The sequence below is a fragment of the Rahnella inusitata genome (assembly GCF_965118895.1).
Taxonomy (GTDB): Bacteria; Pseudomonadota; Gammaproteobacteria; order Enterobacterales; family Enterobacteriaceae; genus Rahnella; species Rahnella inusitata_A.
Genome location: NZ_CBCPJJ010000022.1, coordinates 1 through 13,776, shown reverse-complemented (window position 1 = coordinate 13,776; position 13,776 = coordinate 1). Strand labels below are relative to the sequence as shown.

Genomic DNA, 13,776 nt, shown 5'->3' with positions numbered 1-13,776 from the left:
GTTACTCCCATTCCTTGCGCAGATACTCAAGCAAGCCTTCAATCTCCTTGCGCGCTTCGGCAATCAGTCTTGCATCCTGCGTATCGAGCACGCTTTCGAAGCGGTACAAATGATCGGCGATATACCGACGCTGGTCGCCGAGACTTTGTTCATAAAACGCATTCGTTTCGGCGACTAAGTGGCGGTTGACCAGTTGCTCGCGCGGATGCTGTTTGATATTTTCCAGCCGCAGCAGGCTGGCGGAGATTTGCTCCGGCGTCAGCGAACCGGGGGATTTTTCGATCACCAGTTTTTGCATCTCACCGGTATTGTCGACTTTGCATTCCACTTCCAGAATGCCGTCGAGCGTATAGGTGAAACGCACATCTGCGGTGATTTCTCCCGCAGGGCGTGGCGGCACATCCACGGATAATGAACCGAGCAGAATGTTGTCGGTCACCCGGCGGGCTTCCCCCTGATAAATAGCGAGCTCAATGACTTTTTGCTGAGGGGTGATTGTGACAATGGATTCCACACGGCTGACCGGCACAAAGCTGTTGCGCTCGATCAGCGGCAGGAAATGCCCGCTTTCATAGCCTTCGCCTTTACGGCGTGCGATTTCGATCCCCAGCGTAAATGGCATCACATCGGTCAGAACGATATCATCGAGCGCCTGATCCTGCATTGCCAGCCCCGCCTGAATGCCTGCCCCTATTGCCACAGCTTCATCGGGTTGAAGGTCACAACGAGGGAATCGGCCAAATAATCGCGCGACGGCCTGACGCACCAATGGCATCCGCGTTGCACCGCCCACCAGTACGATATGATCGACCTGATCCGGAGAGAATTTGGCATCGCGCAACGCCTGAATGACCGGTTTTTTCATCCGCTCCAGCGCGCTTTCGCAGCACTGCGCCAGAATATCGGCGGTGATTGTCCAGTTCAGTGCCGCGCCCTCGTGCTGATAGCTGACGTCGACGCTATCCTGCGCCGTCAGCTGGCGTTTGGCTCTTTCCGCCAGCGTCGTCAGCCGTCCCTGCAACCCGCTATCCTCTTTATCGAGTTGCGGATGCTGTACCAGCATCCAGCTGACCAGGCTGCGGGTGAAATCATCGCCGCCGAGGAACACGTCGCCGCTGCTGGCGCGCACTTCAAACACGCCTTCAAACATATCGATAATAGAGACATCAAAAGTGCCGCCGCCCAGATCGAACACCAGAAACTTTTGCTCCTGCTGATTCGCCAGTCCGTACGCCAGCGACGCGGCTGTCGGTTCGTTCAGCAGCCGCTCAACGTGCAGGCCAGCCATTTCTCCGGCGGTTTTGACCGCTTTACGCTGGATGTCATTGAAATAGGCCGGAACAGTGATAATGGCGCGCTCAACGTTGCAGCCGCAATGTTGTTCGGCATCGGCCTTCAGGCTGCGTAATAAAAGCGCGGAGAGTTCTTCGGCGCGAAAATACTGGTTGCCGAGCCTGAACTGATGGTCGGTGCCCATGAAACGTTTGAAACTGGAAAGGGTTAAATCGGGATGTGTGAACAGGCGGGCGTGGGCGGGTGCACCGGTCAGCATGTGTCCGTCATCATCGAGGCCGACAACCGAAGGCGTCAGATTATGCCCGTAGGCATTGGGTATCAGCACGGCCTGACCGTCCTGCCAGATGGACACCGCACTGTTTGAAGTGCCTAAATCGATCCCTATCAACATCCGTATCACTCCCCAAATAAACTGAAAAAAGGCCGAAAGAGAAATCTATCGGCCAAAGTTACAGAATATTTAGGATTTTTTGTAGCCGTTTAGGCGATCTTATTGTCCGGCATTTTGGGTTTGCGGATGTCTGTATCCATTCAACAATTACAGGGGAAACGCCAGGGAGATATCTTAAGTCGCGGTGCGGGAAGAGGGAGCAAAAAAAGCCGAAGTTTTCAACTCCGGCTTCTTCTTTGTAGAACTAAGGTCTTAAGCTTTCAGCTCTCGCAGCATCTGCACCAGCCGTTCACGCTGCGCGCCGGGGATTTCGCCGCCTGCGGCGTAACCGGCGTTGCGCATGATGCTTTCCTGCAAGCCGACCAGCCAGTCGTAGATGTAAAACGCCGTGGAATTGGTCGGTGTGGCGGAGAGTTTGGTCAGTCGCTGGGTGGATTTCCAGCTGGCGACGCTTTTCTGCGGTTTGGCAAAAATCTTATTCCCCTTATTAATGCGGCTATCCGGTCTGTCTGCCTCATTCTGTTTCTCAAAGCCCAGCCACGCCACGAAATCACCCAGCACGGTCAGCGCGCGCGAGACCTGACGGTCAGCGTGATGTTCATGCTCACGCGTTCCCACAGGAAGTGCGCCGCCGAGCGAGCGGGTCAGCGATTCGCCCATTTCCAGACGGAAGCTGGCGGTAATCAGCTCCTCCATCAGTAATTCAACGGTAGGCTTGGCGACGCCGAGCAGTGCAATCAGCGGTTCGTTTTCCGGCAGGCTGCGTAAATGGTTGATCCAGTATCGTTGTACCTGACGCGCAAACGCTGTGCCGTCGTCGGTTTGTTCCTGCCAGACCTGCGTGTCCTGCTGTTCGGCGAACAGGTCGATATTGATGCCGATGCCAAAACTTTCGATGCCAGCGTCATCCTGCACGCGGGTGTCATCGGGCTGTGCCGACAGTTCGTGATAGATGCGGTGCAGCTCGTCGCGGCTCGGGAGCAGTTTTTCCAGCAGCTCACCGTGAACGCCGGTGCGGGTTTGCAGCGCTTTGATCACCGTCTGCACGGTACGCTGTTTCTGCGCCGGATCGGCAGTTTCACCTTCCTGATACCAGCTGCCCAGCAGATTATCGCCCAGTTCACGACGTAGTTCGTCACGCTGTTCCGCCAGACGGTTAAGGCGAATTTCCGGACGGATTTCCGCTACCAGATAATCGGCCATGCGTTGTAAACCGCGATCGTCCATGGCCAGCAGCGCCCCCCAGGCATCGCCCGGATTACCCACGTGGCGCTGCACGGCCTCGTCGTAATGCACTGACTCGGTCATACGGCGGTCAAACGGCGTCAGCACCCACACCAGACCCGGTTTGCGGCGGCTGCGCACCTGCGGGTTTTCGCCGTGCATCTCTTTGACCCAGTGCTCCAGCGTGCGGCCCACGGCCACCACGTCCTCACGTTTATCGGCGGCGGTGCACACCATCAGCATGTTCATCTCATGGCGATCGGTATAACGCTCCGGTAAATAGGCGATCTTGGCGCGGAACAACGGAGTGATGTCGTCTTCGCCGTCAATTTCTTCATCTGCCGCGCCGTAGCCAGGTAAATCCAATAAGTCGATCTCTTCAAACAATGCTTCACGCGGGGGAGAAAGCAGGGGAATTTGCACTTCAGCGGCCAGCATCGTCAGTTCTTCAAGTGACAACGTCACTGGCGCAGCGCTTTGATCGTTAAATTCAGGACATACCGAAATTTCAATATCATAGGCCGGTGACTGGCTGAAAATTCCGTCAGCCGGTTGCATAGCATCATCAACCAGAACGCCCAGCGGCGCGAGAAGACTTTGTGCGCCACCCAGATGTTGCAGCGTGTGGGCGTAATGACGATATGCCGTGGTCAGCGCAGGCACATTGCCCCACAAAAGAGAGAACAGACGCGCACGGTCGTCGATGTTCAGATAGGGTGCGAGCTTCACGGCGACCGGCCAGTAATGCGCATTCAGATGACGGAAACGGCGGGCGTCGAGGCGAATCATGGAATCCCACAATCCCATCATCTCCTCACTACTGAATCCCGGCACCGGTAAAGGCTGACGATGCATCGCCAGTGTATTCAGATGCTCGGTGATCTGCCGGGTATCCGGCACGTGATACAACGCATCCGGCTGGAAGGCACGAACCATAATGCGCGCCAAATCGGCTTCATTGAGCAGCAACACGCGAACCGGATAGGCGCGGTCTTTCAGCTCGGTCTGACGGGTGAAGCGGGTCGCAAGACGCGCGGCGCGGTTGCCAGTATTAATCTGTGTCAGGTAATCGAGCGTCACGCCGCCGAGCCGGGTTTCAAGACGGCCATAGTTACCGGCCGCCAGCGCACAAATCAGGTAGGATTTGCCTGCCTGTGAATGGCCGTAAAAGCCCAGAGTTTGCGTGAGTTTTGCCGCCTGCGTCAGGCGGCGCGCTTTATCGCGGCAGCGTTGAAGTTGCAGATTCAGGCGATCGGCTTCCAGATCCAGACGCGGTGCCTGAACGCGGGTCAGTTCCACCCATTCCAGCGCATCACCGATGGTGTCATCAATCTGTGTAAATTGCTGTTCCAGCAGGCCGGCATTCAGATTTTCTGAGGTCGTGTTGGTTAAAGTCATGAGACGAATACGCTCCCACTGTCGATCCAGTAATGGCTCTCGCCCAGTGTGTTCAGCCGAAGTCGCAGGTGATGAGACGGCACTTTGGTGCCGTTATCCAGCACTGCGCTGGCGATGTCGAAATACTCCGGCGTCGGGTGATCTTCCCCCTTTTTTACCGCCAGTTTCACGCGCAGCACGCTGTCGCCTGCCACTTTACGCGCCAGTTCCGGCTCGGCAATGGACAGGGTGTACAGCGGCGACGCCGGCCAGCGTTCGTTTTCCAGCTGGCGGAAGCCCAGACAAATCGCGCCGCGAATACGGAAACTGGCCGCGCCGTCGAGTTTGTAATCATGCGCGTCCAGATCGATATCGCTGTAACAGACGTTGTCATCGGTCAGCGCCTGATTGCCATCGAGCATGCCGAGATAGCGCACGGTGGAATACGGTTGAAAATCACCGGCTTTGAAGTAGAAGCCCGGCAGCCGCAGATCCAGCGCCAGCAGACACAGCATCGCGCCGACGGCGGCGGTAGATTTCGGGTTATCAATACGCCCCAGTTTATTGAACGGATACCAGCCGCTGGTGTGATAGCCATCCAGCGACAGCATACGGTTGATCGGCAGCGGTTGCAGGTGGCGGAACAGCGCCTGAATACCGGGGAAGCGCGAAGGGCGACCGGTCAGCAGCAATACGTCGCAGTCATGCAACGAGACCACTTCGCACAGCGAACGCAGGTTTTGCGTGATGCTCATGCGGTTGGACAAAAACTCGCTGTGCAGCTTACTGAGTTTCAGCACCAGCGGGGCCTGCAAAATGTCGAACACCGGCGAACCGGCGGGCAGCGTGCGCTGGATCTCGCCGTGCAGATAGTCGAGGACTTTTTGTGTCGGACGTTGTTCAAGCAACTCGCCGAAAGGGGCGTCGATTTCTGCGTGGGTATCGAGCGGGTCGAAACGTTCGTACACTTCCAGTACCGCGTGCGCCAGAGGAATGAAAATCTGCAAAGTGCTTTGCTGGCGCAGCGTCGCGTGACCGTCCATCCGACCTTCGCTGCCGAACAGGCGGGTCATCAGGCCGTCAGGATTGGCCAGACCGGCTTTTTTCAGCGTGGCGTGCAGGGCAGGCAAAATATACAGCTGGATGACATCGAGCAGAATATCGTCACCCGCCACTTTAAAGCCTTCACGGAACAGGAGGCGTGGAGTAATTTTGACGTTATTGCCCATGCCGTCGTCGAGCCAGTATTGCGTGATAGCCAGATCGGTCGTGCCGCCGCCGATATCAATCGAAGCGATACGCAGGGTTTTGCCAACAGGTTCATCGTCAGCCAGCTGGCGATCCGGGCGCGCCATGCTGGCAAAAAATTCGCCGGTATGACCGCCAAAATTCACCTGCGTTTCGTTGTACAGGTACACCATCTGCCCGCAGGTGGCTTCGTCCCACTCCATCTGCACATCCGGCACCGGCATACGGCTTTTAGCTTTGTCGGCCTGCGTTTTAAAACCGTCGTCCGACGGATGCCAGCCCATGGATTTCCACACCAGACCAATCGCTTCCTGCATCCGGCGGCGGAAAATCTCACGCTCCGGTTTCGGCATCGCCGAAGGCAAGGTCAGAATGATGTTACGCAGCTGGCGCGGCGCGGAAGAGCGCAGCATTTTGGCGCGCTGGGCGGGGCTGTTGATTTGCATCAGCGCCTGGGCCAGCAGTTCGGACAGCATCAGCGTCATCACTGAACTGCGGCTGTAGTGCGCGGAAAACACCGGCAGACGATCTTCCGGCGCGAGATCTGACAGCGGCTGGCCTTCATCATTAATCAGAAACGTCAGCGGCATCGCGGCGGCGACCGGTTCCTGCACCGCGCCGTGACCGCCCTGACTGAAACGCCAGCCCGGCGTGTAGCTGTCCTCATCCCACAAGTAGCGGCGCGGGCTGGAGAGGCCGGTGGATCCTTCCGTGCCTTCGCGCAACTGCGCCAGACGGCTGGCTTCGCGCCCGGCACGCAGAATCGACGGCCAGATAAAGGCATCATCACGGCCGCTTTCCACGGAGAAGTTTGGTTTGCCGAAGCGTGCCTGCGAGAACTCCACGCGGCTTTCGAACAGTTCGTTATAAAGAAAATGCGACTGGGAGAGATCGCGCAGTTGCAGCTCGCTGGTTTGTTTCAGGCCGTCGGTTTCGCCGACGTGGTCTTCCACCAGAATGCCGCAGGTGTGCGAATTGCCGACGTCCAGAATCAGATCGACGTTGATCGACGGCTCCTGCAAGGTCGCGCCGTTGATCTTCAGCTCAGGAATGCCCAGCTGACTGCCGAGCATCCCCAGCACGTTCAGGTAATGCGCCTGATATTCAAATTCGCGCAGCGCCACTTTGATGTTGCGGACTTCGCGCAGTTCGCGGATCGCCGCCTGCTCGGTGAAGACTTCACGCAACCAGCCGTCTACCCAGGTCTGATCGAGAAAATCGGGCAGCTCTTCGTTATGCCACGCCAGCGCAAAGTTGATGCCGTTTTTGACGTCATCCGGCGTCGGTGCCAGCTGCGTCTGCTCGTCATCGCCTGCCACCACGCGGGTATCAAACGCGATCACCACGCGGTGCGTGCTTCCATCGGCTTCGGGCACATCCAGCGCACGGATTTGCACCCGTGCCCAGTTGTCCGGCCCGGCCATGAAGGTGCGCGGTGGGTTGAAGCGCAGAAACGGCAGCGGAAGCCAGATCTGATCAAGCAACGCTAGGGATTGCTCAAGCGAAAAACTGAACTCCGGGCGAACCACTTCAGGCGCAGCGCCGTCGAGACCCGGCAGGAAATGGCGACCGCTTTGCGCGTTGTAATCCAGACGCAGCAGCGGGCCGTTGGCGCTTTTGCGCACGAACTTAGCGGGCAGTGCATCGTCCCAGACCGGTTTTAACGCGAAGTCGAGGAACTGGATCCCGCTGTCCTGAATCAGGGTAATTTTTTGTTTAAAATCAGTAATGGTTGCCAGCATGGGTTATTTACCTTCGCGCTTTATCGTCATGGGATACACGGTGTCACCGTTGTAACGGCCCTGACACACGGCAGCGCCGGTCGCGCCCTGGGTACAGCTGATTTCCGGCATCTGATAGCGGGAACCGTCGCTGCATTTCGCGCGGTATCGGCTGTTGATCACCAGATTGCCAGACTGCATCAGCCCGGCGTTGATTGCCGCGCGACAGGTGATCCCTGCGCCATAGCTGATTTTCACCGTACCCTGACCTTCTTTAATTTGATAACGCAACACCGGGGGCTTGCCGGTCACCGGATCTTTGATATCCACGATCACATTCCAGTTACCGTTGAGGAATTTCGTCGAGCCGATTTTCACAGCGTCCGGCGGCATCACCAGCGCGTTTTTACTGACAGGCGCCGGTGTGGGAGCCGGTTCTGCAACCACCGGATTTTTCTCGGCCTCGGCGACCGGTTCTGGCGAAGGCACCACCACGGCCGCAGGCGCAACTGGCAGAGGAACCGTTTCAGGAGATTTCACTTGTGGTGCCGGGTTTTCAGAGGCTTTCGCTTCGGGTTCGGCTGCAATCGCCTTAGGTGCGATGACTTCCGGCTCAGGTTTCGGTTCAGCCTTCACGACGACAGGTTGCGGCGCAGGCGTACGCGAATACATCCAGCCTGCGGCAGCACCGGCCAACACCAGCGCGCACACCGGTAACGCCCACAGCAGTGGCGAGACTTTACGGCGAACGACCACGGGCTCCGGCGCGGGCACATCCATTTCGGCGGCGCGGGCCTCGATGGTTTTCACCCCGTTAACCGGCCCGGCAGGCGGCGTAACTGGCGTTTCCATCGGCGCGGTTTCTGCGGTCATCGCGAACGCAGGAAGCGGTTCTTCGGCTTTCAAAGTCTCGCGCAGGCAGGCGAACGCGTCGGTATTGCTGCTGTTATCGAGGCTGACAAAGCCCCAGAACGTCAGTACCGGCTGGCCGCCGACCAGATAGACGTGATTTTGATCCGGGAAACGGAAGGCTTTTTCGAGTAACGCGCCGAAAAACTGCAGGGCCGATTTTTCAGAGGCTTTGGCTGCACTGCTGATTTGCGCGACGCCGTCGAGGCAGTTTTCCAGATGACGCAATGCCGACGCTCGCGCCGCATCCGTCGCCGCTGCCCAGGAAATCACTTTGCCTTCGCGGGGAGAGTACCAGTCGAGACGATCGCCCGATTCATTCAGTTGAGGAATAGCCAGACAATCGGCAATCGACGGTTGTTTACGCAGGCGTAAGGTTTCCCGTAATTGCAGGGCTGATGCATAAACCGGTTGCCCGTTTTCGCCCAGCGCAAGGATGTCGTTGAGACTGCCACTGCGTAAAAATGATTTTGCCACGCCTGAGTAACCCTTGTTGGTTTTGGTCTGCAAAAAGTGCACATAGAAAAGGTGCATGATGCGAGCATTCTGAGTGATTTAAGGGAAATCAAACGGCGGAATAAGCGGTTAAAAGGGTGGCTGTTTGTGGCGTGGGATGGGGAATAGAGGATGACGGAATTTTTACCGTCATCCTGAGTTTAATCAGAAACTCATGCGCGTCAGATTACAAATGAAAACTATCGTAGAGATGGCGTTCAATGGCGGTCAGTTTATTACGATCGTAATTTCCGAAAAACAACGGCCCGCCCAGCGTATTTACCACTACGCCGCTGGCCGTGATGGCTGCAGATTTATAATCACCGACTTTTAACGCATTCACGGTATCACGTGAGAATACTCTGGCTTCCGAAAGTGAAGCCGAGGTTTCAAAAAGCCTCCCTTCAGCTACGGCATTGATGTTTCGCGAAATGCTCTCATATGCCTGTTCAGAAATCCCTACGTTAGCATGGTGCAACATTTTATTAACACAATAGACTGCCTGAGCGTAGATTGAGAACCGGCTACTTTGCAATATTTTTTGTTCCAGCTGGACTCTGCGCATCAATCCCTGACGTTCGTCACCGTATGGCATAATTATTCTCTCCTTGTAGAATTATTTTAAATCAAATTAAAAATATTTCATGATGTTGAGTAAATTTACTCAACATCAATCCATGATAATTCCAGGAAAATTTATTAAGAGAAGATAAATCAAAAAACGAGAACAAACCCACAAAAAATAAATGATCAACTCATTGAAATAATGAGGTATTTGTTAAGTGAATGGATTCCGGGTGGTCATATAAACCTACTCAATAAATCAAGTTCTGTTCATATTAACTTCACAATTCCCTTATGCTTTACCAGACACTGCCGCCCCCGCATCCGGTTTTAATCGCAGCATATCCAGCCAGCCGATCAGCGTCAGCAGGGCGATCACCACGAACGCGATTTTAAAACTCATGCCCGGCACGGCCTGCCATTGCATATGATTCACCAGTTGCTCACCGAGCCGCGTACCCAACGCGCCCACTGTAATACCCAGTCCGACCGACAGCTGCAAGACCGTGCTGAACAGGGTGTTAGCATCAGCCATCTGTTTTGCGGGAACGTCAGAGAAGGCCAGCGTGCTGATGCCAGTAAATTGCATCGACCGGCTCAGGCCGCCGAGAAACAGCAGCAGCATCACCAGCCAGTCCGGCGTGCCGGGCGTCAGGAAGGCGCAGAACAGCAGTGAGAAAACGCTCAGCAATCCGTTTACCACCAGCACTGGCCGGAATCCATAACGCCGGATCAACGGCGTGGTCGCCGGTTTCATTGCCAGATTCCCGGCGAAAACCGCCAGCACCAAAAGCCCGGCGTGGAACGGATCCATCCCAAACCCGACCTGCAACATCAGCGGCAGCAAAAATGGCACGGCGCTGATGGTGACGCGAAACAACGAACCGCCGCCCATGCTGACCCGGAAGGTCGGAATGACCAGCGCTCCCAGATGCACCATCGGCGCAGAAGCGCGATACAAATGTCTTATCGCCAGCACGCAGACCACTACGCCCAACGCCAGCAACAGCGTGGCCGTCATCCACAGAATGTGATCCTGACTCAATAACTCGAGACCTGTGACCAGTGACAGCATCGCGACGCCGGTCAGCAAAAATCCGCGCTTATCAAAATGCTTCGGCTCCGGCGGACGTGCCTGCGGAAAAAGCCGCCACGCGAGGATCATCGCAATAATTCCCAGCGGAACGTTGATGTAGAAAATCCAGTGCCATGATGCGTAGTGGGTGATAAATCCGCCCAGCGGCGGCCCCAGAATGGGGGCAACCAGCGCGGGCCAGGTGAGTGTGGCAATGGCTTTGATCAGCTGAGGTTTGGGCGTTGTTTTCAGCACGGTCAGACGTCCGACGGGCACCATAAGTGCGCCGCCGATCCCCTGAATAATGCGTAAGATGATAAATTCGCTGACGCTTGACGCCATCGCACAAAACAGGGAGGCCAGCGTAAATACGCCCAGCGCGAAGGTAAACACGTTACGCGCTCCGAAGCGCTCCGCTGCCCAGCCGCTGGCCGGGATCAGCACCGCCAGGGTCAGCATGTAAGCGCTCATCCCGGCATTGAGATCTACCGCTGAAACGCCAAACGACAACGCCATCTGCGGCAGCGCGGTGGCGATCACCGTGCCATCGATAAATTCCATGAAGAAAGCCGCGGCGACCAGTAAAGCAATGACGGAGATCCCTGAACTGGCTGCACTGTCCTTCGACGGATGTTGTGCGACATCCGGTTTACTTTGGCTCATGGTGTGTGTCCTGAAAAACGGCAAAATGAAAAGTTAGATGATAAGTAATAAACCTATCACACACCTTTGGCCGGGTTATAGATCCGGGGAGGGGCAAAAAGAGCGGTATGCCAAAATATTACTTATTGTGACGTTGAACATTCCTTTTCAGCCTTTGGGCTTTCCTGAATGATAAAGCAAGAAAAAGAGGGTTCTCAATTAGCAGGTTTAACTACACTGAACAGCGGGATTTTGAACCGGAAATGCTGTCCATCACGCCATCAAAAATAAGGCTTTAGCCAATGTTAAACAGGGGAACTGAATGAAAAGTGGTGATTATGGCCGTTTGTTATTGCTGGCGGCGATCTGGGGCGGCAGCTTTTTATTTATGCGCATCGCCGCACCAGCTTTCGGGGCGATTAATACGGCGTTTCTGCGGGTGCTCTTCGGGTTCATCGGGCTGGCGGTGATCCTTACCGTGCTAAGAACGCCGCGTAATTATCAGCAGAAATTCGGCAGTTCGCTGCTGCTCGGTGTGATCAACTCCGGTCTGCCGTTTCTGATGTATTGTCTGGCAGCACGCTGGTTGCCCGCCGGATACTCGGCGATCCTCAACGCCACTACGCCGCTGATGGGCGTGCTCATCGGCGGTCTGTTTTTCCATGAAGCGGTGACGTTTAAAAAAGCGCTCGGCGTTCTGCTCGGACTGCTGGGGATTACGCTGTTGACCACCACCGGCAGCGCCGAATCGCTGACACATTTACTGGCGGGAGTGATCGCCTGTCTGGTGGCGACCGGATGTTATGCGATTGCCGGATTCCTGACCCGCCGCTGGATAACCGAGCGCGGCGGTCTGGATCCCAAACTGGTGGCGACCGGCAGCCAGCTTGGTGCCACGTTGTTCCTGCTGCCGTTTTTCCTCTATACCTCGGCGACTGAAGCCCCGGTGATGTGGGCACAACCGCTGATCTGGCTCTGCGTACTGGCAGTGGGCTTCGTCTGCACTGCATGGGCGTACATTTTGTATTTCCGGCTGATAGCCGACATCGGCCCGCTGCGTACCATGACCGTCACATTTCTAATCCCACCGTTCGGGATTTTGTGGGGATATCTGCTGCTTAACGAAACGCTGTCTGAAGGATTTTTTGCAGGTGGGGTGCTGATCTGTCTGGCGGTATGGCTGGTACTGAGTCCGGGGAGGAAGGTTGCGGTGGAGCGGAGAATACAGACTGGGAATAAGTAAATATTTAATGATTCGGTCTGGTAAAAGTTCCCCTGTAAGCGGAGGACCTTTATTCGTTGGGTGAAAATCCACCATGATGAGTAAGAGGTCATCCGATGTTGTTGTACTCGATGATGTATTTAAGGATGTATCGTTTCGCGCTATCCAGCAGTTTGGAGGCCGGATTGTAACGATAGAACTGCGGTTCGGCGGAGATATCGTCATGGCCGGTGAGGCGATATTACGCATGCTAGATTTACCTGTTCAGCGTTCTGCTCAGGATTCAGGCTATCGTTTCCCACCTTGTTAGCTATGTGCCCAACCGGGGCATAATATTAATCCTATGGGTAATTGTCTGCGTAAGGAGGGGGTTGAGACGGGCGCACATATCACCGTTAAAATAACCGATGGCTGTATTATGCTGGCTCTGGACTGCTACGAATTGGAGGACTAAAACATGAGAGGGAAGCCCTGCGAAGCCAGTTGCGGGATGTTAAACTGGCTTGCCGGGAGATGAAGATCGCCGCGCAAGCGGCGCTCCGGAGGATGAGTGTTTAATACACTAAACGCATAAAGTATGCCGAGAAAATCGAGATATTTTTCCGGCTTTTACATTTCACCATGCTTTTAAAGTATCGATTGAGTCCACTTCTAAAAAATCGACATCATAGTTTAATACAGTGTTCTTTATAGAAGATTCGAGGTAACAATCGAATAGTATAATACTATCACCTGCTTCAGGAATATAATGATGATGTATAAACAAACCACACCCTGAGTTAATTACCGCCCTTATACTATCGCTTCGATATTCACTTTTTTTTTCCAGGCCCAATAATACAGGTTCAGAAGGTAGAGGCTCAGGGTTGAGGTTTTTTTTCAGCCTCATCTCATTTTTCTTTTTGGATAAATAATACTTATCTAATTCTATCTGCAACAAATTGATTTTCTCAGTGTCACCATATAGATAAATACCTTTGCTATTGATCGTCCCCGTGCTAATTAACCGAGTTGTATCACTTTCGGCATTCTTTCTATAAAAAAACAAATTAGGGAAGAGATCATGAATAATCTTAGATGATTTATCAGTATTAAACCCATAAGGCCCAAAGTTATTTGGGCCAAAATCATATTGATAGCATAAACAATACGCTATTGAATCAAGGTCTGAACTAATGACCCTATTCCAGTCAGGTACTGGGAATTTTATTAACCTTTCATTCGCTACCATGTAAATATAACCTCTTCCCCTTTAGTGTTAATCGCATGAACATGCCCATTTGAATGATGGTCTGGTATATTTAGTTTCCCAGCATCTGCTGGATGCCCATCTGGATGTTCAAACCAGGAATTTTTCCCATTAGGATTATGGCGACCTAATTTCTGAGCACCATCAGCTTTCATTTTTCCCCAACCATTTCCACGGCTGGTTGGATTTAAATCATTCAAACTAAAATCTTGCCCGCCACGAGAAATTCTTGGAACTTGTGCATGTTGTTGAGCACGGTTTAACGCATCATTTCGACTATTGGTTTTTATTGTTTTACAACTCAACCCCAGCGGATCTATCCACGTCAGCGGGTTTGGAACATAGGCATATAAATTTAATCCC

At 54.3% G+C, this 13,776-nt stretch carries 8 protein-coding genes and 1 pseudogene; 1 reads left to right on the top strand and 8 read right to left on the bottom strand.

The annotated features are described in order from the left end of the window. Position 1: 1 nt before the first annotated feature. The 6 genes from ACMHLI_RS18030 to ACMHLI_RS18005 form a co-directional block, all read right to left on the bottom strand. The gene (locus ACMHLI_RS18030; protein ID WP_413530647.1) at positions 2 to 1,687 is read right to left on the bottom strand and encodes an Hsp70 family protein; all 1,686 of its coding nucleotides are present in this window, start codon (positions 1,685 to 1,687) and stop codon (positions 2 to 4) included. Positions 1,688 to 1,939: 252 nt separating this feature from the next. Beyond that, positions 1,940 to 4,309, bottom strand: coding sequence for a virulence factor SrfC family protein (locus tag ACMHLI_RS18025; protein WP_413530646.1), 2,370 nt, complete (start codon positions 4,307 to 4,309; stop codon positions 1,940 to 1,942). Then, positions 4,306 to 7,278: a virulence factor SrfB gene (locus ACMHLI_RS18020; RefSeq protein ID WP_413530645.1), complete on the bottom strand. Its 2,973-nt coding sequence runs from the start codon at positions 7,276 to 7,278 to the stop codon at positions 4,306 to 4,308. Before ACMHLI_RS18020 ends, ACMHLI_RS18025 begins: the two co-directional genes overlap by 4 nt. Positions 7,279 to 7,281: 3 nt before the next feature. After that, entirely contained in the window at positions 7,282 to 8,643 is a 1,362-nt protein-coding gene (locus tag ACMHLI_RS18015; protein ID WP_413530644.1) for an SrfA family protein, read from the bottom strand. Between the two features lie 205 nt (positions 8,644 to 8,848). Beyond that, positions 8,849 to 9,256 carry a hypothetical protein gene (locus ACMHLI_RS18010; RefSeq protein WP_413530643.1) on the bottom strand — a complete coding sequence of 136 codons (408 nt, stop codon included), beginning with the start codon at positions 9,254 to 9,256 and terminating at the stop codon, positions 8,849 to 8,851. A gap of 261 nt (positions 9,257 to 9,517) precedes the next feature. Further along, complete coding sequence (locus ACMHLI_RS18005; RefSeq protein WP_413530642.1) at positions 9,518 to 10,963, bottom strand: MFS transporter; 1,446 nt, start codon at positions 10,961 to 10,963, stop codon at positions 9,518 to 9,520. Between the two features lie 301 nt (positions 10,964 to 11,264). On the opposite strand from ACMHLI_RS18005, the gene ACMHLI_RS18000 reads away from it, so the two are divergent. Continuing rightward, positions 11,265 to 12,185: a DMT family transporter gene (locus tag ACMHLI_RS18000; protein ID WP_413530641.1), complete on the top strand. Its 921-nt coding sequence runs from the start codon at positions 11,265 to 11,267 to the stop codon at positions 12,183 to 12,185. A gap of 595 nt (positions 12,186 to 12,780) precedes the next feature. On the opposite strand, the gene ACMHLI_RS17995 is transcribed toward ACMHLI_RS18000, so the two are convergent. Together ACMHLI_RS17995 and ACMHLI_RS17990 are read right to left on the bottom strand one after the other, a co-directional pair. Beyond that, positions 12,781 to 13,395, bottom strand: a complete 615-nt coding sequence (locus ACMHLI_RS17995) for a hypothetical protein (protein WP_413530640.1) — start codon at positions 13,393 to 13,395, stop codon at positions 12,781 to 12,783. After that, a pseudogene (locus ACMHLI_RS17990) lies at positions 13,389 to 13,776 on the bottom strand (hypothetical protein); the annotation flags it as partial. The gene ACMHLI_RS17995 and the pseudogene ACMHLI_RS17990, both read right to left, overlap by 7 nt.